This window comes from Moorena bouillonii PNG, from assembly GCF_001942495.1.
GTDB classification, from domain to species: domain Bacteria; phylum Cyanobacteriota; class Cyanobacteriia; order Cyanobacteriales; family Coleofasciculaceae; genus Moorena; species Moorena bouillonii.
The window spans coordinates 2,192,555-2,215,666 of sequence record NZ_MKZS01000001.1; the positions used below are offsets into that span (position 1 = coordinate 2,192,555).

19 protein-coding genes and 1 pseudogene are annotated in these 23,112 nt (G+C 43.7%); 6 read left to right on the top strand and 14 right to left on the bottom strand.

Going from position 1 to position 23,112, the window contains the following annotated elements; all coding sequences use genetic code 11:
* Nucleotides 1-247: 247 nt before the first annotated feature.
* Nucleotides 248-499 (bottom strand): hypothetical protein, encoded by a 252-nt coding sequence (locus BJP37_RS09150; RefSeq protein ID WP_075898185.1) that lies wholly within the window; start codon nucleotides 497-499, stop codon nucleotides 248-250.
* Between the two features lie 256 nt (nucleotides 500-755).
* On the opposite strand from BJP37_RS09150, the gene gcvT reads away from it, so the two are divergent.
* Complete coding sequence (gcvT, locus tag BJP37_RS09155; protein ID WP_075898187.1) at nucleotides 756-1,913, top strand: glycine cleavage system aminomethyltransferase GcvT; 1,158 nt, start codon at nucleotides 756-758, stop codon at nucleotides 1,911-1,913.
* 118 nt (nucleotides 1,914-2,031) lie between these two features.
* On the opposite strand, the gene BJP37_RS09160 is transcribed toward gcvT, so the two are convergent.
* Together BJP37_RS09160 and BJP37_RS09165 are read right to left on the bottom strand one after the other, a co-directional pair.
* Nucleotides 2,032-2,472 (bottom strand): DUF4079 domain-containing protein, encoded by a 441-nt coding sequence (locus BJP37_RS09160; protein WP_075898189.1) that lies wholly within the window; start codon nucleotides 2,470-2,472, stop codon nucleotides 2,032-2,034.
* An 80-nt stretch (nucleotides 2,473-2,552) separates the two neighbouring features.
* Nucleotides 2,553-2,939 carry a DUF1830 domain-containing protein gene (locus tag BJP37_RS09165; RefSeq protein WP_075905923.1) on the bottom strand — a complete coding sequence of 129 codons (387 nt, stop codon included), beginning with the start codon at nucleotides 2,937-2,939 and terminating at the stop codon, nucleotides 2,553-2,555.
* A gap of 583 nt (nucleotides 2,940-3,522) precedes the next feature.
* On the opposite strand from BJP37_RS09165, the gene BJP37_RS09170 reads away from it, so the two are divergent.
* Both BJP37_RS09170 and BJP37_RS09175 read left to right on the top strand, forming a co-directional pair.
* Complete coding sequence (locus tag BJP37_RS09170; protein ID WP_075898191.1) at nucleotides 3,523-5,106, top strand: photosystem II high light acclimation radical SAM protein; 1,584 nt, start codon at nucleotides 3,523-3,525, stop codon at nucleotides 5,104-5,106.
* Between the two features lie 70 nt (nucleotides 5,107-5,176).
* A complete protein-coding gene (locus tag BJP37_RS09175; protein WP_075898193.1) occupies nucleotides 5,177-6,529 on the top strand; it encodes a DICT sensory domain-containing protein in 1,353 nt (450 codons plus the stop codon).
* An 86-nt stretch (nucleotides 6,530-6,615) separates the two neighbouring features.
* Here BJP37_RS09175 and BJP37_RS38820 read toward each other — a convergent pair whose 3' ends face one another.
* Complete coding sequence (locus BJP37_RS38820) at nucleotides 6,616-6,762, bottom strand: hypothetical protein (protein WP_158069498.1); 147 nt, start codon at nucleotides 6,760-6,762, stop codon at nucleotides 6,616-6,618.
* Nucleotides 6,763-6,775: 13 nt separating this feature from the next.
* Between BJP37_RS38820 and BJP37_RS09180 the strand changes: the two genes are divergently transcribed.
* Nucleotides 6,776-7,411, top strand: a complete 636-nt coding sequence (locus BJP37_RS09180; protein WP_075905925.1) for a pentapeptide repeat-containing protein — start codon at nucleotides 6,776-6,778, stop codon at nucleotides 7,409-7,411.
* A gap of 86 nt (nucleotides 7,412-7,497) precedes the next feature.
* Here BJP37_RS09180 and BJP37_RS09185 read toward each other — a convergent pair whose 3' ends face one another.
* The 10 genes from BJP37_RS09185 to BJP37_RS09230 all read right to left on the bottom strand — a co-directional run bounded on the left by BJP37_RS09185 (nucleotide 7,498) and on the right by BJP37_RS09230 (nucleotide 19,570).
* On the bottom strand, nucleotides 7,498-8,139 hold the full coding sequence (locus BJP37_RS09185; RefSeq protein WP_075898195.1) for a Uma2 family endonuclease: 642 nt from the start codon (nucleotides 8,137-8,139) through the stop codon (nucleotides 7,498-7,500).
* Nucleotides 8,140-8,300: 161 nt separating this feature from the next.
* Nucleotides 8,301-10,217, bottom strand: a complete 1,917-nt coding sequence (gene glmS / locus BJP37_RS09190; RefSeq protein WP_075898197.1) for a glutamine--fructose-6-phosphate transaminase (isomerizing) — start codon at nucleotides 10,215-10,217, stop codon at nucleotides 8,301-8,303.
* 139 nt (nucleotides 10,218-10,356) lie between these two features.
* Nucleotides 10,357-10,602 carry a photosystem I iron-sulfur center protein PsaC gene (psaC, locus tag BJP37_RS09195; protein ID WP_075898199.1) on the bottom strand — a complete coding sequence of 82 codons (246 nt, stop codon included), beginning with the start codon at nucleotides 10,600-10,602 and terminating at the stop codon, nucleotides 10,357-10,359.
* A gap of 281 nt (nucleotides 10,603-10,883) precedes the next feature.
* Entirely contained in the window at nucleotides 10,884-12,383 is a 1,500-nt protein-coding gene (locus BJP37_RS09200) for a hypothetical protein (protein ID WP_075898201.1), read from the bottom strand.
* A 650-nt stretch (nucleotides 12,384-13,033) separates the two neighbouring features.
* Entirely contained in the window at nucleotides 13,034-13,369 is a 336-nt protein-coding gene (locus BJP37_RS09205; protein ID WP_075898203.1) for a XisI protein, read from the bottom strand.
* Nucleotides 13,357-13,776, bottom strand: a complete 420-nt coding sequence (locus BJP37_RS09210) for an element excision factor XisH family protein (protein WP_075898205.1) — start codon at nucleotides 13,774-13,776, stop codon at nucleotides 13,357-13,359. The genes BJP37_RS09205 and BJP37_RS09210 overlap by 13 nt, the downstream gene beginning before the upstream one ends.
* Nucleotides 13,777-14,065: 289 nt before the next feature.
* The gene (locus BJP37_RS09215; RefSeq protein WP_075898207.1) at nucleotides 14,066-15,589 is read right to left on the bottom strand and encodes a DUF1802 family protein; all 1,524 of its coding nucleotides are present in this window, start codon (nucleotides 15,587-15,589) and stop codon (nucleotides 14,066-14,068) included.
* Between the two features lie 229 nt (nucleotides 15,590-15,818).
* Nucleotides 15,819-17,627: a hypothetical protein gene (locus BJP37_RS09220; RefSeq protein WP_075898209.1), complete on the bottom strand. Its 1,809-nt coding sequence runs from the start codon at nucleotides 17,625-17,627 to the stop codon at nucleotides 15,819-15,821.
* A gap of 115 nt (nucleotides 17,628-17,742) precedes the next feature.
* Nucleotides 17,743-18,603, bottom strand: a complete 861-nt coding sequence (locus BJP37_RS09225; RefSeq protein ID WP_229415254.1) for a hypothetical protein — start codon at nucleotides 18,601-18,603, stop codon at nucleotides 17,743-17,745.
* Between the two features lie 445 nt (nucleotides 18,604-19,048).
* Complete coding sequence (locus BJP37_RS09230; protein ID WP_075898211.1) at nucleotides 19,049-19,570, bottom strand: phosphoribosyltransferase; 522 nt, start codon at nucleotides 19,568-19,570, stop codon at nucleotides 19,049-19,051.
* A 220-nt stretch (nucleotides 19,571-19,790) separates the two neighbouring features.
* Between BJP37_RS09230 and BJP37_RS09235 the strand changes: the two genes are divergently transcribed.
* Nucleotides 19,791-21,491 (top strand): MFS transporter, encoded by a 1,701-nt coding sequence (locus BJP37_RS09235; protein ID WP_075898213.1) that lies wholly within the window; start codon nucleotides 19,791-19,793, stop codon nucleotides 21,489-21,491.
* 324 nt (nucleotides 21,492-21,815) lie between these two features.
* Nucleotides 21,816-23,104 (top strand): annotated as a pseudogene (locus BJP37_RS09240) (ISNCY family transposase).
* Nucleotides 23,105-23,112 lie beyond the last annotated feature (8 nt).

The window sequence follows — 23,112 nt, forward strand, 5'->3', positions numbered from 1 at the left end:
TCAGCTATCAGCTATCAGCTATCAGCTATCAGTTATCAGCTATCAGTTATCAGCTTAAGCGCTACGCCCACGCTACGGGAACAGCTAAAGGCCTTGGCCTATGGCCACGCTTTGCGAATGGCTGACCGCTGACCGCTGACCGCTGACCGCTGACCGCTGACCACTGACCGCTGACCGCTGACCGCTGACCGCTGACCGCTGACCGCTGACCGCTGACCGCTGAATGCTGAATGCTTAGATAAAGCCTTTATTCAGTCTTTAGAACTGATTCTTTGGAATCGTCTTTGGCAACGTTATCCCTAGGAAAACCCGATATCAATCCACTTTCAATCATTAAACCAATCCCAGCATTAATCACCACTAAGCTTAAGGTTCCTAACCAAAACCAAGGCTCTCCTTCAATTCTTTTAGAAACGGCTTCTCCAAATAAGCATAAACCTAAGGGAAAAAGCAGAACTCCAACTTGAGATTTGATATACCAAATTACTTTCTTGTTCATAGTAGTGGGATAGTGTTTACCAATACAATATAGTAGCTTAATGGTGATAAATTTAAAAGTGGCGCGTTTACCAACTGTTTACCAACTGTTGTTAATAAAACGCGAAATTGTAACGGGCAAGATGCCCATTCCACATTGTGCTACACGGGCAAGATGCCCATTCCACATTGTGCTACGCAGACGCTACGGGAACGGATCTGATAATAGCAGATAGATGCTACACTAACCTGATAACTGAACACCATTATTAAAACCCGTGGCAAATTCCCCAGGATCTCCAGAGTCCCAATCCGAAACCCCTAAATTGGCTCGCACTCCCCTATTTGACCAGGTGGTAGCACAAAATGCCCGCTTGACAGCTTTTGCGGGTTGGGAAATGCCAGTACAATTTAGCGGCTTGAAAAAAGAACATGCTGCAGTACGAACTGCTGTCGGAATTTTCGACATCTCCCATATGGGTAAGTTTGCTTTTCATGGTAAGCAACTACGGGAGCAATTGCAGTCTCTAGTACCTTCAGATTTAACCCGCTTGCAACCAGGTCAAGCTCAATACACGGTGTTGTTAAATCCGAATGGTGGCATCATTGATGACATTATCTTCTACTACCAAGGTGAGGAGGAGTCTGGGGAGCAGCGGGGGATGATGATTGTTAATGGAGCAACCTGCACCAAAGACAAAGACTGGTTGTTAGGTCACCTGGATGCTGACTTAGTTACCTTACAAGACCTTTCAACATCCAAAGTGTTGATCGCAGTACAGGGACCATTAGCTATATCACATCTTCAGCCATTTGTCAAAGAAGCCTTAGCACCAGTCAAAGCGTTTGGACATCTAGAGGCAACGGTGTTGGGAAAACCGGCATTTATTGCTAGAACCGGTTACACGGGGGAAGATGGATTTGAGCTGATGCTAGACCCAGATGTGGGAATAGAGCTGTGGCTGACACTTTTAGAGTCTGGTGTCACTCCCTGTGGTTTAGGTGCCAGAGATACCCTGCGCCTAGAAGCGGCAATGGCACTCTACGGACAAGATATAGATGATACCACTACACCCTTAGAAGCTGGGTTAGGTTGGCTAGTGCATCTTGATAGCAAAGGAGACTTCATCGGACGCTCGGTGCTAGAGCAACAAAAAGCAACGGGGATCGAACGCAAGCTAGTTGGGATCCAGATGCAAGGACGGCAGATTGCTCGCCATGGTTACCCAGTCCTAGCTGATGGTGAGGTGGTAGGAGTTGTCACTAGTGGTACATTAGCACCAACCTTAGGAAATGCGATCGCACTAGCCTATGTTCCCAAAAAGTTGGGCAAAGTTGGACAGCAGCTGGAAGTAGAAATCCGGGGTAAATCCTATCCAGCCGTTGTGGTCAAGAAGCCTTTTTATCGCTCTGAAAATCGTCCATCGGCAAAGTAAAGCTATCCATGGCTGACAGATAACCTTAAAGTTTCAACTTTCAACTTTCAACTTTCAACTCTCAACTTTCAACTTTCAACTTTCAACTTTCAACTCTCAACGTTCAACTTTCGATTGCCTAATGCCTAATATATTTCTGGACAACTTCCCAACCAGTCAGGGAAACCCAGGTAAATCCGACTAGCAAAGCAATGTTGGTAGCAACGTGAACAGCCCTTGCTAAGGGTTGTCGAGGACTTATTTGGGTAGCACTAAAGGCTGAGAGCAACACCAGTGCTACCACAGACCATCCAGCAATTAAGTGGGCTGAATGACCTAGATGACCGTAATGGCCGATGGTCCCTACTAAACCAATTCCCAGCAGAACCAAGACTAGAGCGACCATGATCCAGCCAATGATGTAGTGCAAAGGGCGTAACCAAGTCGGTCGTGGGCGTCCGGAGTGACGTTGATAAAACGCAATGCTGCCGGTGATTGCCAGGAGTACATAGGCAAAGAGGGATAAACCCATTGACCAAGCAGCAATTTTCCAGAGCCAGAGAAAAGAAGGGAGATTCACAGGGTGATGGGGTGATAAAACATAACATGAAAAAGGGGTTGCTCCTGTTGTAAGCAACCCCAACGTATAGATTATAGTAACTAGACCGCGCTAACGAGCGTAGGCAATTTTTCAGTTAAAACTCTTTCACTATCAACTGTTTCTGGATGTGCTTTGATATCCGCAGGTTTGGCTGATTCGGCGGAAACAGCATAGCCATAAGCATTACCACTTTGGCTAAACAATAAGCGGTAACAAGGGATGGTATCTGAGAGAATAGAACTTGCCATCATCCCCGTATGTATTTCTAGAAGAGCCTGTGGCGGTGCTTCAAAAACTAAGCGCTGCCCTGGGAAAACAACTCTTTCAAAGTACCAGTTAGGTATATTAGTTATTCTAGCAATCTGGATCTGGCTAGTAGCGTTCACATAGCAGCACAGAAGGGAATCTTGGCTATCTGAAGGAATAGGATCAAAAACTTGTGTCATATCTATTAATTCTCTAAAGGTTAATTTATTACAAACACCAAGGTAGCATTGATGATTCCGGCGAGCTGTAAACATGGCTACTAATTATTGGAGTTTACCTCAGCCGATCACCAACAAAACACCGTTAATATGCTGATTATTGGGATTATTTAGGATTATTTGCTGGTTTTAGCGATATTCAGCATCATTCAGGTGTAATGCTCACTCTATAAACCCTATTATATGACTTTACTCTATTAGATGACTTTATGCTGATTTTTGATCCCTATAGACAAAACTACCATACGCTTGAGGTAAGTCCCTAATTTTGGTAAAGTTAAGATATGTAAACACCAATTTCATAATTGTTGCCCACCCTTGGTAAGTTCTGCCCGCCGTAGTCTCAAAGTAGAGAAAACGGCGGTAGATAAATCTGTCTATAACTCTAGCTATAACTCTAGGTATAGATCTGCCTTGAAATCTTGAGCTTAATTGGCCTTTGGGCCACGCTACGCGAACGGAATTGGTCAAGAATAACCCAAACTAACCTTCCTGATAAAAAAAACTTATAATAACAAAAAATCATTACTATAAACAGTTACCAATGGAACAGAAAATACTATATGTTCGCCTTCCGTGTAATCCAATCTTTCCGATCGGGGTGGTTTATTTAGCTGACCATGTTCATAAACAGTTCCCGGATGTAGAACAGCGCATTTTTGACTTGGGAACTGTACCTCCCCTAGACTTTGGCAGCGCCTTGGATACTGAGATAGACCAGTTTAAACCAACCCTGTTGGTATTTTCCTGGCGCGACATTCAAATCTATGCTCCAGTGGGTGGTAGGGGTGGTAACCCGCTCCAAAATGCCTTTGAGTTTTACTATGCTGGCAATCCCTTGGTGAAATTACGGGGAGCGCTGGGGGGTCTGCGTTTAGCTGCCTCTTACTATGGCGAACTGTGGGGGAACTTGGGGTTAATCAAACAAGGACTCAAACGAGCTAAACGATATAACCCAGACGCTCGCCTGATTGTGGGGGGTGGAGCAGTTAGTGTATTCTATGAGCAGTTGGAAAATAAACTGCCAACTGGAACCATCGTTTCCGTTGGAGAAGGGGAAACCTTACTCACGAAACTTCTCCGGGGTCAGGACTTCGATGATCAGCGCTGTTATGTGGTAGGGCAAGCTAAGCCACGCGATCGCATGATCCATGAGTCTCCCACTGCCATTGAAAAAATTGCTTGCAACTACGACTATATTCAAAGCATCTGGCCGAGCTTTGATTATTACTTCCAACAGAACGACTTTTACATTGGAGTTCAAACCAAGCGTGGGTGCCCCCATAACTGCTGCTACTGTATCTATACCGTTGTAGAAGGCAAACAGGTAAGGATTAACCCGGCAGATGAAGTGGTGGCAGAAATGCGCCAACTCTATGACCGAGGCATCCGCAAGTTCTGGTTCACTGATGCTCAGTTCATTCCTGCCAAAAAATTCATTGGTGATGCGGTTGAACTGTTGCAGAAAATCCTTGATGCTGGAATGAGCGACATTAACTGGGCAGCATACATTCGGGCAGACAATCTCACCCCAGAATTATGCGACCTGATGGTAAAAACCGGGATGAATTACTTTGAAATCGGGATTACCAGTGGTTCTCAGGAACTGGTGCGGAAAATGCGCATGGGCTATAACCTACGCACCGTACTGCAAAACTGTCGTGATTTAAAAGCAGCTGGCTTCAATGACCTAGTTTCCGTCAACTATTCTTTCAATGTGATCGATGAAACCTTTGACACCATTCGTCAGACTATTGCCTATCACCGGGAACTAGAGCAAATATTTGGTAGGGATAAAGTAGAACCAGCCATCTTCTTCATTGGTCTACAACCCCATACCCATTTAGAACAGTACGCCTTTGACAAAACTATCCTCAACCGGGACTATGATCCCATGAGTCTGATGCCCTGGACAGCCAAGAAACTCCTATGGAATCCCGAACCCCTAGGGTCTTTCTTTGGTGAAGTTTGTCTGGAAGCTTGGCGGCAAAATTCTAATGATTTTGGGCGTGAAGTGATGAAAATCCTTGAAGAAAGACTAGGAGTGGCTCCATTAGAAGCAGCCCTCACTGCCCCAATATTACCAAATAAACACCAAGAAAAAAAACTAGTAAGTTTAAATAACTAGAAAGGGATAATGGCAAAATTAAATTAACAAGTTTAAATAACAAAATTTAATTAACAATTTTTTAGTAACCATGCGCTCAGGTTCGATATTACAAAAACTAGAACAAGCCCATCGCGGCACCAAAAAACCTCTAAGCTTTGGAGTTTATTACAAAAATACCTTAGTATCGCTGTGCCATGCCCTAGAAGACTTTATCCTAGAGTCGGACAGTGCTCCACTAATGATTACGGCCTTCCAGCGGGGCAAATGGTATCTTGAGGAAGCTGAACGCTATGGCGATATAGCGCTGAAATCATCTCAGGTGGTGATCATGGCCGCACCGGATGCTGGCTTTGCTGAACATCCCACCAGTCAGCGGTCGAATGTTGCCCTAGTTAGTTTAGAGTCCTCCGATCCTGTAGCTCAAGAGTGGCACTTGATTATTATTTCCGAGACATACACAGCAATGGTGTTATGTCAAGAATTATCTGAGTCGGATTATGGAACTCAAGGACTGCCAGAGCAGGACCGGGAGCGCAAATTCTATGGATTCTGGACATTTGAGCCAGACTTGGTAAGGGAGACCGTGGAGTTTGCGATCGCTCACATAGGTAACTATAACCCAGACTTGCAAGCCAGCTTAACTGCACAACTTCAACAGATGATCGACAGCACCAGGCCACGAGACTATATTGGGGCAGTGGTGAATCGGGTCGTGAACTATCTTCAGAAAGGTCAACAAGAGTTACCGTCCCATACCTCCCCGAGCCATGTTCAGGTGTTAGACGATAACCTCGTTTCTAATGAAATGCAAGCTTTCTTGCGTATGGCTCAGCTAATTGACCAAGCGGATGCTGTCAATCCCAACGCTGGCGCTGAGGTAAAAAGCTTGTCTGAGACTATAGGCCAGTTGCTGGATTTACCAGCATGGCAACTGAAACGTTTAAGTCTGGCAGCACTCTTGCACCGTCTATCTCCCTTGCAGGGGGTCAAGATAGAACTACCCCCTAAGTCAGCTGCTCAGAAAGAGGTGATCGAGAAGCAGGAATCTCTTCCGAGGGGATCGGTGTTACGGATTATGCCTCGATTGCAGGCTGTCGCTAACATTATTACCCACCAAACCGAATCCTGGGATGGTTCAGGACAACCGGATGGCTTAGCTTACGATAACATTCCCTTGGAATCGAGGATTTTGAGGCTGATGGCTTATTTTCAGCAGCAACTCAATACCTATAAATCTGAGGAGGATGCTCTGTCTCAAGCTCTAAGAAACTGTCAGGCATTGTCAGGGGAAGCCTTTGACCCTAAACTGGTGGAAACCCTGGGACTGATAGTGATGGGAATGCAGCAGGGTATGAGTTTGCAAGCTAATCAGCCTAAAATTCCTTCAGGGATGTGGTTGCTTGATTCCTTATCTGAGGAAAGAGTAACGGTTGAAGGTTGAAGGTTATCAAGGTTGAAGGTTATCAAGGTTGAAGGTTATCAAGGTTGAAGGTTATCAAGGTTGAAGGTTATCAAGGTTGAAGGTTATCAAGGTTGAAGGTTATCAAGGTTGAAGGTTGAAGGTTGAACGCGATGGACAAAGTCCCGCTTTGCTGCGAAGCGCGTGGCCTTTTGGCCAAGGTTGTTCTTGCCCAGGGGTCTGGTGTAGGGTAGGTTGAAGGATGAACAGTTCAAGGTTATCTGGTTGATGGAGATTGAAGCAATTCGGGCGGGGAAAGTAAAGCAACTGCCAGGAGCAGATTTGGAAGATGAGGATCTTTCCGGTAGCCAATTGGAAAAAATTAATCTTGCTGGTGCAACACTTGTGGGGGTGAATTTTTCTGGCTCTAATTTGAATGGTGCTCGTCTCGATGGTGCTAACTTAATTGGTGCCAAACTGGAATCTGCTGACTTACGGGCGAATTTGCTTGGTGCTAACTTAATGCAGGCGGATTTGAGTAGTGCGGATTTGCGGGGTGGTAATCTCCGAGGCGCTAATTTGATGGGGGCTAAGTTGAGTCAGGCTTGCTTTACCGGTGCTTTTTTAAGTGGTGCCAATTTGATGGGGGTGAATTTGCAAGGAGTGGATTTGCGAGGGGCAGATTTGCGAGGAGCTAATCTTAATAGTGCGAATTTGAAGGGAGCAGATTTGTCTCAGGCCGATTTACAAGGGGCAACCTTAAGTGAAGCAAATCTGGAAGAGGCCGATCTCCGTGGAGCTAATCTATCTGGTAGTAATCTCAGTGGGGCGAATTTGCTTTGTGCTGAGATGGATGGAGCTTCTTTGAGTGGTGTTAATTTGGATCGAGCTTGTTTAGTGGGGACTTGTGTGAGTGAGGGATGATTGGCAATAGTGGGTAACGGATATACGGATATAAAGGATGGCAGCTGGGGAGGTATGTGATGGAATTGCTTAGCAAGAAGTAAGAGTTATTTGGAATGAAAAAGTTGACTTTTTAATTCCCTTAACATTCGGCTTGTTCCTTGATTAATTGCCTGTTCTACGAGTTGAGGAATCTGTGTAGTTAAGGATAAATTGGGAAAGGTTGGACTGAGCGACGTTTCTTGATAATTTCCATCTTTGATGATGTAAATTCTAAGTTGTTGTTTGCTATAAATCCATACTTCAGGAACACCAATAGCTGCATAAACCTCAAGAGTTGTTTTTGAAGTAACATCAGATTCAATGGCTAAGTCTGGGGGTGGATAAATGTCTAAGTCAATGTGAGTACAGCCTCGCATTTGAGGAGCATTCTGAATATAAAGACAGGTATCCGGTTCAACACCAGCAATTTCAGGACGTTTAAAGGTAGTTGAACCAAAATCTTCCCAGTCGCGCCCCTGTAGGTTTAATATGGCTTTAACAATATCGGCAATAATCCGGTGGGGTCTTTCGTGAATGGCAAGGGGGGACATGATTTCTAAATTTCCTTGATAGTAGGTCAGCCGCACTCGTCGCTTTTCCCCAAGTTCGTCAAGAATTGTTTCAAAGTCTTGCCATTTAAGGTTATCTATAGTAATAGTACTACCGGGTGTGAGTTGGATAGCTTTGATGGGTATAGTAACGGTCATAGTTTTTCCTCAAGTTTACCGACTTGATGGGTAAGTCCTAATTGGATTAATTTGAGGGACGGAATGCGATCGCAAAATGCCTACACAAAATGCGATCGCATTTACAAATCCTAACTAGTCCCTGGGTTTAAGCAACACCGTTCAGCAGTCAACAAAGAAATCTATTCCACAGTCACCGACTTCGCCAAATTCCTGGGCTGATCCACATCCAACCCTCGCCTTGCCGCAATGTGATAGGCTAACAACTGCAACGGAATCACCGCCAGAATTGGTGAAAGCAACTCCTCCACTTCTGGTACAGGTAACAAATCATCAAAGATATCCATCGCCTCTTTGCCATTGCTCGGTGTCACCCCAATCAACCGAGCATCCCGGGCTTTAGCTTCCTGAGCATTAGAAATTACCTTTTCATAGACAGTACCAGGCATTGCGATCGCAACCACAGGCACCTTAGCATCCAGCAGAGCTATCGGACCATGCTTCATTTCCCCAGCTGGGTAGCCTTCAGCATGAATATAGCTAATTTCCTTAAGTTTCAGCGCCCCTTCTAAAGCAATCGGAAAATTAATCCCCCGTCCTACAAAGATAAAGTCTTGGGTTTCCGCAAAGTCATGGGCTAATTCTTCAATATACTTTTCTTGACTTTCCAGCATCTGCTCAATCTGAGTAGGCAATTGCCGCAAGCCTGCCATAATTGCTTGAATTTTTTCAGGGGCGAGAGTATTACGTCGGTAGGCTAACTCTAGCGCTAGACAATAAAAGGCCACTAACTGGGTCACAAAGGTTTTAGTAGCCGCCACCCCAATTTCAATCCCTGCCTGGGTATCAATCACATCAGGCACCAACTGAGCCAAAGAACTTTCTGGTCGATTCGTAATTCCCAGCAGTCGGGGCTGATACAGAGGGTCTAATCCACTGCGACGGTGTTTTTCCATCTCCAGTGCTGCTAAGGTATCAGCAGTTTCCCCAGACTGAGTTACCCCAATAGTTAGGGTATTCTTAGTTAACGGACCTGGTGCATAACGAAACTCAGATGCGTACTGCACCATGGTAGGAATTCCTGCCAACTGCTCCAACAAATATTTACCCACCAAACTAGCGTGCCAACTGGTCCCACACGCCAGAATCTGAATCTGTTCTACATCCTCGTACAGTGACTCCGGTATGCCTAACTGAACTGGGGAATTAGGCAGGTCTGCCTCTGTCTGTGTAGGATTAGCATGCCAATTACTATTGAGATACCGCTCGAAACAGTTGCGCACTACCCCTGGTTGCTCATAAATTTCCTTAAGCATAAAGTGTCGGAATCCCTGCTTTTCCACTTGAAAGGGGTTCCAACTGAGGGTACGGGGGAACTTATTCAAGCGACGACCCTCAAAGTCGTAAACTTCTGCCCCTAGGGGAGTTAACCGTGCGATTTCCCCATTGTCTAAGTTCAATACTGCCCTGGTATGGGGTAACAATGCTGGGGTATCTGAGCCAAAGAAAAATTCCCCTTGACCAAACCCAATAATCAGAGGAGCCTGTTGCCGCACTCCAATCAATTCATCAGGATAGTCAGCACAAAGGATAGCTAGGGCAAAAGCTCCCTCTAATCGATTCACTGTTTGCCGCACTGCTTCTAAGAAAGGAGAGAAGAAAGAAGAGGAAGAAGCAGAATTTTGCTGTAAACACTCAGCAATTAGATGGGGAATAACTTCTGTATCGGTATCGGAGCGGAATTCATGTCCCCGCTGGATCAATTCCTCCCGCAATTCCCGGTAGTTTTCAACAATGCCATTTTGTACCACTGCCACCCGCATTGCCATGTCCATGTGGGGGTGAGCATTATACTCTTCCGGTTTACCATGGGTTGCCCAGCGCGTGTGTCCAATGCCAATGCGTGCCTGGTTTTCTATTTGTACCAGTTTTTCCCGCAAATTGTGCAATTTTCCCTTAGCACGCACACAATGAACGTCCCCTTCCGAGACTGTAGCAATTCCAGCAGAATCATAGCCTCGATATTCGAGTTTCTCTAATCCTGCCATTAAAATTTCTGTAGCGATTTGCGGACCGATATAGCCGACAATTCCACACATAGTATTGAGTTTAGTCAGTAAGCATAATACTCAAACTATAGCCGTGCTAAGAGTGGACTGTCCTGTGTTGACGGTTGACCGTCAACGGTTGACCATCAACGGTCAACCGTCAACATCGGATAGATTCCTAGGTTAATGCTTAGTAAGCCAAGCCCATGCTGCGAGTTGTTTCACCTCCCAGATAAACCCGGATACTCAAGAAGTCAGTCGGACAAGCCGTTTCGCACCGCTTGCAACCAATACAGTCTTCTGTACGAGGAGAAGAGGCAATCTGACCAGCTTTACAGCCATCCCAGGGAACCATCTCCAATACATCTAGAGGGCAAGCCCGAACACATTGGGTGCAACCAATACAGGTATCGTAAATTTTAACGCTATGAGACATTGATTTAAGAACTCCTACATTTTTTTATCGGACATTGCGGAAAAACCGCTTACCTGTCTCCTTGGGAAAATTGGGTATATTCCCGATGATTCCACCAGGATTATCTTTGCCTAGGTTCGATCTTTGGGCGTTTCAGGCAAACGACAGGGAATTTTAAGGATCAAGGGCTAGTTTACCGCAGGGTTTTGATAGTCTTGCGCCAGAGGTTACAGAACTTTAAATTCTTTAATATATCAGTATCAGAAACTATTGTGTCATCGAACCTAATCTATGGGTCAATCTCAGGAAGAACGATAACGGGGAAATCTTGGTAATTCAATAGAGGCTAAGGATTTGCGCCCTTTGGAGGGACGTAGGGGATAGAGTACTGGTGATGGCGACTGACCCTGAGACGGAAATAGGTCATTGGTTTGATTTGACTGTGACTCAGCCTCTATGATACCTTCTGGGAATTCCTGACTCGATGGATTGGCTTCAGGCTCCAAGGTCTGAGTATGCTCTGACCTACTGGTTTGCTCAGGGTCACTAGTCAATACAACGGTTTGGTCAGATTCATCTAAGTTAGTGGTTTCTAGTGTGGTTTCTAGTTCTGATCTGCCATCGACTTTGGTATCAGCCCACTCTGATGGCAACTCGGACAACCCAAATTCCTCTGCCAGGGCAGACATTTGTTCAATTAACTGTTGTGCTACTTCTAATTCTTTGGCGGTCACATTTTCAGGGGAGATTCCCTGAGTTTCACCTGATGCTAAAGCATCTGCTGGGGATATAGGATCAATTTGGTTAGGTTGGCTGCTGTCAACCGATAATGCTTCTGTGGTAGATTCAGACTGGGCAGGAGAATTACCAGTACTGTTAAAAATAAATTCTTCTGCAAATAACTCTGGGTCGGCAGACCAGGGTCTAATTGGCTGGGCTTTTTGTAGTAGAGATTGCTGAGCAATGATGCTGCGACTCTCTTGCTGTTGTACTACAGAACTCTCAGAGGCAGGCATTTCCAGACACTTTTCTAAGGCTACCTTAAATTGCAAGGTTTGCTGTTGTTGTCGGTATAGACGGGTTCTAAGTTCTCGACAGGTATCTTTCAATTGCACCAGCTGATGAGATTGTTCGTTGTAGCGCTGCTGGGTTTGGGAATAGTCCTGCTCGAGTCTGACAACTTGATCCTGAGAGCTTTGTAACTGTTCTGATAAGGTTTCGACCAAAATTTGCTGGCGTTGACCGGATTGATGGGATGATTCTAGAGTGTGGAACAAACGGGTTAATTGGTCTTGAACTGTATTCAGTTCCAGATCTTTTGTGGACAGGAGTTTGTCGTACTCTCGCAATTGCTTAGCTTGTCCGTTTAACTCCTGCTGTTTTTCCTGGAGTGCTTGCTGCAGCTGAGTCACTTGCTGCTGTAAGCGATGATTGTCCAAGCGCAGTTTTTGAGCTAAGCCAAACCATTCACCATCTTTGGCTAACTGTTCCTCAGAAACATCAGCTATCTCAGTGTCAATATCAGTGTTATCAGTATCATCAGTACCATCAGTATCCGTTTCTGTAACTGATGATGCCATGGTGGTAAGCAGTGATTCTATAGTCTGTTCTAGTATTGACTGTTCAATAAGATTATCTATATCATCAGATACGATTGTGAAATCATCAGGTACTGGTGCGAAGCTGAGCATTTTTGGGTTATGGTCGGTCTGCTGCTGATCTTGCTTCTTAGTATCCTGGTTATCCATTTCGGTAGTAGACTCAGGCAGGGGAAGGTTATTGGGGTTTTCAGATTCACTCATTGCTCTTCATCAAGGGGTTCACAATTTCACCATTGGGGCAAGGAGCCAAAAAGTCAATTCCTCAAGATGATTTTAGTCTTGAGGGGCAACTTTGGGTCAAGATGCAGACTCTTGAAAGTGCCGATGGCTTGATATTGACTTAAGTTTGGGCGCAGATGGTTGACATTACTTTACTACTTACTAACCCAAGAATAATGCATAAAAATTGACTGGCTAAAAATTTTCAGACCACAAATGGATGCTGATTAGAAAACAGGAGCTAGGAAGCAACACTTTAATACAAATGTACTATCATTGAGCAATCAGCTAATGGTTTCCCGTAGCGTAGCCACAGACCAATCGCCATTTCAGTTTTTGATAAATCTGATTACTATATAGCGTTTGGCTATGAAAAATTAGCAGTATTTTTCATGATATATTTGGAAATGCTATAGAGATTAAATGTATTTAATTTTCCTTTATTATACTATTTTGTTTATTGAATTGTAAACTAGTAAAATCTCAATACCTTCATCTGTTTTCAAGACAGAGTAAGGGGTTAAAAGGATGACACAGTTTGGCTTGAAATGAGAGGAAACCGGATTGATCTCAGAGTCGGAAATCACCCCTGGTTGATAACCAGTGAAAAAATCGATTGACCTATGGCCACGCTACGCGATTGCATAACCAGTATGGGGACGAACGTCTGGTGGGTGAAACCCTAGCACAATATCTGATTTGGGAATCCCTGCAGCGACAAGTTCTTCAGTGATGCCATCTTCGATACCATCCCGTTGAATCCAGATTTTCCCATCAATAATCTGAACATGGGTAATGCAGCCGTGGACTCGACGTTTGCCATCCCAGCCAACAACCATTAGCATAAAATGATTGTTCAGAGTATCAGTAATGGCATAACTTTGGATATCGCCGTGACTGTAACTAATCCGAGCGTAACGCTCTAGAATTTCTCGAATTAATTTGGAATACTCATCTAATCTATCCATTGCACTATTTCTTCTCCTTCTGCATCAAAAATTAGCAAATTAAACTGATTGTTTTCAATAGCAATTCGAGCAATTTTATCTTGAAAAAAATCTAAGTAAACTGCATTGCGAATCGCTAGATATAATGTTCGATATCGATGGTTTGTTGATTCTTTTAACAAACCTCGATAAAGCACATATTGACCGAGGGCATTTTCTAGGTCTTGTACAGGAGAAGGACGAATAAAACTTTTTACCTCAACTGCAATACGTCGCCGACCTTTTTCTGCTGCAAAAAGTTTCTCCGATCCCATATCTACGTAAACGGTTCCCTCTCCAACAGCTAATGCTAGGGGATCGTTAGTAATCACCCATCCGTCTTTGATCAGAGCCGTTTTAACCGTTTCGTGGTAGATATCTTTTGCCATTAAAAGTAGCTCATTCTTGCCATGCTCAAGGGTATCTCTATGGTAACTTGATCACGCTTTAGGTATTGGTCACAAGCAGAAATTTTGAATCTTGAAATAAAACGTTACACAAACCTGCAGATTTTTACTATAGCGCTTTCTATCCTAATGAGATACACAGGATTTTTTACTTCTTGCCTCTTGCCTCTTGCCTATTGCCTCTTGCCTATTGCCTGTTCCCTATTCCCTATTCCCTGTTCCCTATTCCCTGCTCCCTGCTCCCTGCTCCCTAAAAATGTACCTCTGCTAGTTAATCCATGGGCAAGTCCCGCAGGAAGTAAAAGCAATCACTTTTACTATCCGTTTCCTTGATTCGCCCCAAGTAGCCAGTTAAGGGAGAAGAAAGCTCAATCAATATTTCGTGTAGTTCTGGCTGAGTCAAGGACTGGGGTGGATTGGAGAAGTTATAGGCTCCATAGATCATCTCTACTCCCACGGTGTGATTATCTCTATCGTCAATTAGCTTTTTCACCAGCTGGACAATATGCGATCGCAATTTCATTTTTTCAGAAATATGATTAATATATTTCTCAACTTCCTGATCAGCTTGACCAGGTATCAAGTAATTCTTTAGTATAATTAAATCAACGGAATTGGGATACTGGCTTTGGAGTTTCACCAGCTTCTCAAGAGTTTCAGGATTAATAATTGCCATACCATGTACCATAGCTGCATCCATAAGTTGTTTAGTCGGCTCACCAGGGCCAATAATTAACTTAGCAGTTTCTTTAAGTAGTTCTTGATTGTTTAAACGTAACGTTCCTAAATTCAACAGTTGTACTGCCGTATCGTTAGGAATTTTTTTCCCAGCCTTGCACTCACCCACCAACGGATAAGGTTTTGAGCAGAATAAATCTAAACCACCAGCACCACCTTTGTGAGTATGATCGATGGTAAATCCCAGAAACTTAAGGCTATCACGAACAATATTTTCAAAATCTGTGCCAGCTTGATAATTAGTTTTACCTTGATCCAACTCTTTGCTGCGATTTCCCAATGCTGTTATGGTATTTATCCAAGCTAAATCTGGATTAGATGAGGTTAACTGATTGTTGCTACTCCAGCCTATAAATTTTTTTATCTCTTCGTCAAGGGCTTCAGCCGCTGGGTTAGTAATGGCCAGGTTAGCGATTTGACTCTGTAATTCTTCCAATTCTGGATACAGTGGCGGGAGTCGATTTTCTAGCTGGTGTCGCCGTTGGCTGAAAATGCGATCGCTTAATACTGGCCAATCCTCAGTAACCCTAATATTATCACCTAAACTAACAAATTTCCCAAGGGGCTGACTAGTATTCTTTCTAGTATTACTTCTAGCTACTTCAAGTACTTTAGGCAACTGATAAACCCGCAAGTAAGCCAGGAAAATACGCTGCTGTTTCTCAAGTCTTGCTTGTAATCCTGCTGCTGTCCATACCGTTAACGGTGATAAGTTTTCCAAGGATTCAGTTGTCTTCAGATGTTGGCAAAGTTCACACCTAGCCCAAGCCTTAATTAAAACTGTTTCAGAATTCAGTGCCGCTAGGCTTTTTTGGGCTATTTCTCTAAAACTAGAGCGATAATACTGCTCAAGAGACAGGGGATTACTAGATATATTCTTATTAGATATATTATTAGATATAATATTACTTGATAGTGTAGACGGATATAGGACAAATTTACGCCCTGGATTGATAAATAAGTGAGGTATAGCAGCAATCATTCGCCCTTCGAGTAAGGCTTCGATATCTGGTGCTGGTAAAAGTAGGGCTATTGAAATTCTATCTTGCTGACTCATTCTCTTGCTAACTCATTACTAGATATCTAGAGCACTTACTATCAATCAATTTCATCCCTTGCGTCAACTGTGTAACTCCTGTTAAATTTAGCATTTAAAACTAAAAATTATATAATAATCACTGTAGTAATTGTGATAATTTTTATCCGAAGTTTCCTACTCCCTACTCCCTATTTCCATATCCGCTGTTCCTTTTGCTATATAGCTTCGTTGACTTAATCACCCAACTTTACGCCTCTTCATGCACTGCCTCTTCAGGAATTTCGACCGATGGAGCACTCAAAATTTTTCGCAGTAATCGGTTATCTATTGCTAGGTTTGTTTTAGAGATAAAATCCTTAATCTGCTCTTCACTCAACTCATAGTCTTCACGACTGTCATAAACAGCGCGAATCGCAATTAAGGGCTTAACGTCCTCTGTTTTCAACACTACCCATTTTCCTTCTTGAGCCTTAAGGTTATTCAAAGACTCTTGAGCCTTCTTGGCATTTGGACTTATGGGTTTAGAGCGGACTAAACAACCACGGGTCAGATCATATTTTTTATAATTCCCAAGATGAGATAACCCAGCTGTTACACTGTTTGAACTAGACGTTTGGATGACCGCTATTCCAATTTTGACCGTCTTCCCCTCTTGTTTACCAACTATCTTTACCCCTAGGTATTTATTTTTGGGCTTAACCGGAGCTTCAATTTTTTCGATTGTGACTCCTTCCACTATCTGTCCTATGATTTGCTTTAGGCAAAACTTAATAGCGTTAGTCAGTTGAGAGTCATCTTCCATGTACTCTTCATTGTCAATATTGTCTATATTTTTGATCTCGTTATTATAAGCAGAGCTAACGGGATTTATAGGAGGTCTATGGGAGGAAACTTGCTTACCATTAGGTAATCCCCAATTAGTTTGACACCATTTCAAAACATCTCTTGCTGTTGGTCTTTGTTTACCTAATTCTTTCAGTGTTTCTTCGCTAAAGGGATAAACCGGCTGGGGAGGAGTTAGTTTATTTTCAGCATAAAACTCTTTTAACCGTAGGTAAACTAGAGCAATTATCTGATCAGAATTTAGAGGCTTTAATTCAACTTCTCGCTCCCCAATTCTGTCAACAACTGCATCATTTAACTCTAATGCTCTAATTTGATGTGTCCAAGTTTCAGGAAACATAGCCGTCAGCAGCACCCCCCGTTTAAGGCTATTGTATAAATCTGTTGCTAAGCTGGCAATAACTTGTGCTCTGCTAAACCCTGCATCATCACATTCTGTACCGTCTAATTGATCAAAACATACTACCAAAGGATTGTAATCACTAATTAGGTCTAAAATCTGACAAGTTATATCGAAATGATCTTTGTCATCTTCCGAATCGTTAGGTAACTCCATTTCGTCAGCTTTTTTCTGGGCTAAACTTTTCCCAGAAAGCCAGTTAATAGCATAAATAGCATGCTGGTTTGATAATGTCCAAAAAATACCTTTGATCAGATAGGGATTGTCGATGTCGGTCTTGATTTCAAGAACTTTATCAGTCAGTTGTTCAATTAGCCTCGGATTCTTAGCCAAGGCATTGGGAAATACATTGACTAACTGCTGAGATGTGTAATTTTTTTGCATCGCCTCATTGGCTAAAGCAGTCCCTAACTCTTGCCACTGAGTCACCCCCTGGCTACCCACCTCCTTAAGACTTAATGCCAGGGTTTTCAAAAATTCTGGCTTGATCCGATTAAGGTCATTATAATCGGTCATGTAGACAAACCAAGCACTGCCATCAGCTTGAAGTTGATGGCGAACCCTACTGAGTAAATGAGTTTTGCCTAACCCTTTGTTAGCCTTGATGGTAATGCCAATCACCTGACGCTGCCCGCTACGAACTTCTTCAATTGCCTTAAAAACAGCATCGTAAGCATGAGCATTGATAGAAGTAACGTGAGGTAATTCTTTTTTCCATACATTTTGCTTCTTGACAACGGGCTCTTTGTTAAAAGGGTTTTCTTTTTTGATGGCATTCTGGAGTTCTTCAAGGGGAGATGAACTGTTATTCATGGTTGTTCAAGGAGAGATGAACTGTTATTCATGATCAACTGTTAGTCATTTTAGTGTGAGGAAACGCTACAAACAGTCAACAGAGATTTATTACAATAACCAGGCCAGCCTAGGATTATAGCCGCTTAGCATAGCAGCGTAATCCACTCAGTTCTGTTGTGATGGAATCTTCAATTTGGGATGGATCGCTATCGGGTAAGCTACCGCCTTGGAGTTGCAAAATATCCTTAGCTTGCATCTCCAACAACCACTCATTGAACTGGGAACGACTGACACTATCCCCAATTTCCCGTCTAATCCGATAAATCGGTACAAGGTCATCAAGGTTATAGTCCTGATTCAGCTTGTCGTAAACCTCCAAGACTACCGACTCAAAGGTTTCATAAGAAGCGATCGCATTTTCCCCAGTTTGTCCAGCATCAGCCCCTGGGTCAAGGACTTTAGCCACTGAGCTTCTCTCTCGAATCCAATTTAGAACAGCCTTGACATCCTTGGCTCTGACCAGACTACCGTCAAACTCAAAATCAGCGCTTTTGATGCCAGCATCTAGTACTTCCAAGCCTTGCTCTGTCAAAAACACATACTCGATTCGGGCTTTTTTTGTTTTCTTGATCGTCCCATCTGTTTCCAATGTTTTAAAGATGTCAGTATAATCACCAGACCTCTCATTATTCAGTTTTACTGTATCACTTAAGTCTTTTCTTTTCACCTCCTGCTTTGATCCCCCTAGATCCCACAAGTGTAGTAGCAGACGAGTTGTAGCTTGGGCTGGGGTACCTCGTAACCCTTTTTTATTTTCTTTCTTCTTTTCTGCTTCAGGGTTTGTTGACATTTCCGTTTGTTCTGTTTGTTCTACTGTTGACATTTCCGTTTGTTCTACTGTTGACATTTCCATTTGTTCTAGGTATTTAGTTCTAGGTATTGAGTAGGTCAGATTATGGCTTGTCACCTCTATATCCAGTGATAGCCTAACCAATAGTATGATGCCAATTCGGCAGGATTTAGTGAGAAGCTGTAAATTTTTATGGCTACCCTAGCCTAAGGCCAGCCAAATTAAGCGTCTACCTTTGTATAGCCCTAAAATGACATTTTGAGGACATTTTGAGGGCTAAAAGTAATAGCTAAGTTAATCACAGGTCCGCAATCACAATTTCCCATGGTATTGCCCCTTGGGTTGCATCGGAATTGCGAAATCTTACTCACTTGCCTCTAGGATCAGAATTTCCAAACTATCCAGTCTTTCCCCCCAGAAAGCGATCGCATTTACTGGGACAATCTCAAATTCTGGCAGCTTGAGTAGAGCAAGGTAGTCGAGTCTCGATATTATATCACTTCTGTTCAGTCTAGGTTGCTTTCAACTATTATTTCTGTGCTATTTCTGTGTCCCCTGTGCTGCCTCTGCTCACTCTGCCGTGATCGGATCACACTTCTGTAACTAAATAGGTTTGAGCCAAATCAGCTGGACTCATGGACTCATAAGGTTCAAAAGGCTGATGAATCCAAGGATTATCTGGCAAATAATCCACATAGTAATCAGGAGCAATCCCAGAACAGGCTTTATACCAGATCACAGCAGTACGAATCTCCTCAATTTCTGTACCATAATGACTATAAAGCCATTTAATCCCCTCTCGTAGACTAATACCAGAATCCACTAAATCATCTACCAATAGGATCCGATTACCTAATTTTGCCGTCGTCATGGCCAGGTGGCTCGAAAACGTTATCGGTCCTCGGATACGATTGTCTGGTCCAGTATAGGAAGCAGCAGACAGAATCCCTAAGGGCTGATTGTAAATGCGGCAGAGCAGATCACCAACCCGTAATCCGCCCTTAGCAATACAGACAATCTGGTTGAAATCCCAATCGGCTTGATAGAGTTTGACAGCGAGCCGTTCGATTTTTTCATAGTACTCTGACCAGGAGACGTAAAGTTCTGACATAGTTCGTGCCATTGATATTGGTTAGGTATTGCTCAGGGAATTGACCTGAAACAAAAGTCGAAAACTATTCGACCGAATCTGGCCGTTGTTCCGAATAAACCCAAGTTCCGAATTTCCCTACTTCTACAAGAAGTCTAATGTTAGAAATGGCTTATGAGTGATTCGTTTTGCTAAAAAAATCCCTATCACTACATTCGCTAGCTAAATTATCTTATCGGTTATGAGTGATGTTTCTAGTTCTGATGCCAGTAATCGTCCCCAAGTCTCCGGTGGACTCGAAAAGCTTAACTTTACCACCAAACTAGCTTATGGTGCTGGAGATATGGGTCCAGCCATGACCGCCAATCTCTTAGTCTTTTACCTCCTGCCATTTTTAACCAATGTGGCTGGTTTACCAGCGGGTTTGGCAGGGAGCATTCTGATGATTGGCAAAGTTTCCGATGCCATCAATGATCCCATGGTTGGGATTATGAGCGATCGCACTCGTTCTAGTTGGGGGCGTCGCATTCCCTGGATGCTGTTTGGGGCAATTCCCTTTGGTGTTCTGTTTTTCTTACAGTGGATTGTCCCGCACTTCAGCAATAACAATACCATTAATAACTGGTTACTGTTTAGCTACTATCTTCTGATTGCTATTCTCTTCAACATTGCCTACACTGCAGTTAACCTACCCTACACCGCCCTAACCCCAGAACTCACCCAAGACTACAACGAACGCACTAGCCTCAACAGCTTTCGCTTTACCTTTTCCATCGGTGGCAGCATCCTAACCTTAATTCTAGGGGGATTAATTTTTAGTGCCTATGCCGGTGATAGTGGTAAGCAATATCTAGTGCTAGGGTTAGTTACCACCTTGCTGGCGGTGGTGCCGATATTGTGGTGTGTGCTGCGCATCCAAGAACGAGGTGCACAGCCTATATTGGGAACTCAGCAGAAAAAGACTGTAGGAACTCTGCTCACCCTAATTGGACCCCTATCATTTTTCTATGGCATTGCCCGGATTATCCCAGTGACTGCCCAATTATTGGGTGCCACTAGCAACCCTGATATCACTGGTATCTTTCTCAGTCTTCTTGGTTTACTAATTACCGTCTTTGGTATAACTCTGATATTTTCTACCCCAGAACCCCACCTGAAAGATAGCTCTGCTTTCACAGAGCGCTCTGAAGCTGACACTTCAGCCTCCTTATCTTTTTTTGAGCAACTGCGGATTGTATTCAGTAACCAGCCTTTTCTATATGTGATTGGTATTTACCTGTGTTCCTGGTTAGGTGTCCAGTTAATCGGTTCTATCCTGCTTTACTTCGTAGTCAATTGGATGGGATTGCCCGAGTCTACCTTTCCCTTAGTCGCCCTTGCGGTTCAAGGTACTGCGTTATTAATGCTGTTTTTCTGGAAGATGGTCAGTGAGCGATTGGGCAAAAAAACCGCTTACTTTATGGGCACTAGTATCTGGGTTATCGCTCAAGTTGGTCTATTTTTGCTACAACCTGGTCAAGTGGCCTTAATGTACTGTTTAGCTGTTATGGCTGGTTTTGGCGTTTCTGTGGCTTATCTGATCCCCTGGTCCATGGTGCCCGATGTGATTGAACTCGATGAATTGACCACAGGTCAGCGTCGGGAAGGGATATTTTATGGCTTCATGGTTTTGCTGCAAAAACTTGGTTTAGCCCTAGGACTGTTTTTAGTCGGTATTGTCCTAGAGTGGTCAGGATTCATCTCATCTACTGCTGGGCAACCAGTCCCCACCCAACCCGATTCCGCACTGCTAGCCATCCGTATCGCTATTGGACCATTGCCAACCCTATTCTTGATTGGTGGTATAGCACTCGCTTACTTCTATCCCATCACCAAGGAATTTCATGCCCAAATTCTCTTGCAGCTACGAGAGCGTGATCGAGCTACTAGGCAAGGGGAATAGGAATTGATCGGTTCTGTTGAAGATCTAGTTTGACTCAGGAGTAGTTTTCTAACTGGGGGAAATTTGCCAATCAATAGACTTCGCCGGAGTTCTCAGGCAAAAGGCTTGCATAAACAACAATTGAGGCAAACAGCATCATCAAACTACTAAGTATAGCAGGTCTAATGCCAATCAATCAATCAATGATGAAAAAGGTCAGCAATTCTCATTTTGGGAAATAGGTGTTCAAATTGTGGAAATGCGGATAGTGTATTAATATCTAGATCACTTCTAGATCACTACTGAGAGTTGAAGCGAGCAAAACCACCAGGGTTGTTTGACACAATAGTCAGTTATTTTCGCTCCTGTCTGAAATCTCTGCCAGACTTGCGCACGGGCAAAAACACTCGCGTTTACATTGGAAGATGCCGCCCAAGCGTGCCTTTGGTGTGTTCTTCACCCAAACTCCATCATTCCTAGCTTACCAGCGCCAGATGGAGAAAAGCTTTGGGTGCAGCAATGCTCAAAGCCTGCGCACGAGTGCATCAGATTCCAAGGGACAACCAGATCCGAAGTTTACTCGACCCAACTCACGCCTGAGTGTTTGTCGCCAGTGTTTGAGGAAATTGTGCAAATGCTGGAAGACCAGGGGCAGTTGAGGAAGTTTCGAGGATTTGCCGACACGCTGTTGATACCACTCGATGGCACGGAATATTTCAGCTCACAGAAAATCCACTGTCCCCAATGTTCAACCAGAAAGAGTAAGTCAGGAAAAACCCACTACTTTCATGGGGTAGTCACCCCAGTGATAGCCTGCCGAGATCGTTGCCAAGTAATTCCATTGATGCCAGAGTTCATCGTGCCCCAAGATGGCCATGAAAAGCCTCGACTGCGAAACGGCGGCAGCCAAAAGGTGGATAGTTAACCATGGAAAACGCTACGGGCGTCACTTAGTGACGATTTTGGGGGATGACCTGTATTGCCGCCAGCAATGCATGCGAGTTGCTATCTCAGGAGGGGCTCAACTTTATCCTGACTTGCCGCGAGTCATCTCATCCTACCCTCTATGAGCATCTGGCGGGCATTGTACTGCCCACTGTCAGTGTGAAAAGATGGACAGCGGATTGAGCAGCAAATCTACACCTATCGTTATCTCAATGGTGTGCCTCTCAAAGATGGGGAGGATGCCCTGTTGGTAAATTGGTGTGAACTCACCGTCACTATGACTGACGGATTAGTCGTTTATAACAATGGGTTTGCCACTGATTTCAAGATCACAAATCACAATGTGGCCGACATTGTTCAATCCGGTCGGGCTCGCACTTAAGTCGAAAATGAGAACAACAATACCCTTAAAACATTGGGCTACAACCTAGAACACAATTTTGGCCATGGCCAAAAACATCTCTCCTGTGTTCTAGTTACCCATTATCTCCTCTCTCTGCTATTTCATACTTTGCTGGAATTGCTGGATCACAAGTATCAGGTGTTGCGAGCACACAAACCCAACTCGGAAAACCTTTTTTGAGGATTTGCGAGCCTTGACCCGTTATATGTATTTCGATAGTTGGGAAGATCTCCTCACTTTCATGGTCGAGGGATTGGAGTTAGAACTCTATCCCAACACTAGTTGATATTTCAT

What these genes read in the sequence shown, in the direction of transcription:
- BJP37_RS09235 (WP_075898213.1), top strand. Translation starts at nt 19,791, where the DNA reads ATGAGTGATGTTTCTAGTTCTGATGCCAGTAATCGTCCCCAAGTCTCC.
- BJP37_RS09185 (WP_075898195.1), bottom strand. Translation starts at nt 8,139, where the DNA reads ATGACCGTTACTATACCCATCAAAGCTATCCAACTCACACCCGGTAGT.
- BJP37_RS09150 (WP_075898185.1), bottom strand. Translation starts at nt 499, where the DNA reads ATGAACAAGAAAGTAATTTGGTATATCAAATCTCAAGTTGGAGTTCTG.
- BJP37_RS09175 (WP_075898193.1), top strand. Translation starts at nt 5,177, where the DNA reads ATGCGCTCAGGTTCGATATTACAAAAACTAGAACAAGCCCATCGCGGC.
- BJP37_RS09220 (WP_075898209.1), bottom strand. Translation starts at nt 17,627, where the DNA reads ATGAATAACAGTTCATCTCCCCTTGAAGAACTCCAGAATGCCATCAAA.
- BJP37_RS09170 (WP_075898191.1), top strand. Translation starts at nt 3,523, where the DNA reads ATGGAACAGAAAATACTATATGTTCGCCTTCCGTGTAATCCAATCTTT.
- glmS (WP_075898197.1), bottom strand. Translation starts at nt 10,217, where the DNA reads ATGTGTGGAATTGTCGGCTATATCGGTCCGCAAATCGCTACAGAAATT.
- BJP37_RS09230 (WP_075898211.1), bottom strand. Translation starts at nt 19,570, where the DNA reads ATGTCAGAACTTTACGTCTCCTGGTCAGAGTACTATGAAAAAATCGAA.
- BJP37_RS09210 (WP_075898205.1), bottom strand. Translation starts at nt 13,776, where the DNA reads ATGGCAAAAGATATCTACCACGAAACGGTTAAAACGGCTCTGATCAAA.
- BJP37_RS09215 (WP_075898207.1), bottom strand. Translation starts at nt 15,589, where the DNA reads ATGAGTCAGCAAGATAGAATTTCAATAGCCCTACTTTTACCAGCACCA.
- BJP37_RS09180 (WP_075905925.1), top strand. Translation starts at nt 6,776, where the DNA reads ATGGAGATTGAAGCAATTCGGGCGGGGAAAGTAAAGCAACTGCCAGGA.
- BJP37_RS09200 (WP_075898201.1), bottom strand. Translation starts at nt 12,383, where the DNA reads ATGAGTGAATCTGAAAACCCCAATAACCTTCCCCTGCCTGAGTCTACT.
- BJP37_RS09165 (WP_075905923.1), bottom strand. Translation starts at nt 2,939, where the DNA reads ATGACACAAGTTTTTGATCCTATTCCTTCAGATAGCCAAGATTCCCTT.
- psaC (WP_075898199.1), bottom strand. Translation starts at nt 10,602, where the DNA reads ATGTCTCATAGCGTTAAAATTTACGATACCTGTATTGGTTGCACCCAA.
- BJP37_RS09205 (WP_075898203.1), bottom strand. Translation starts at nt 13,369, where the DNA reads ATGGATAGATTAGATGAGTATTCCAAATTAATTCGAGAAATTCTAGAG.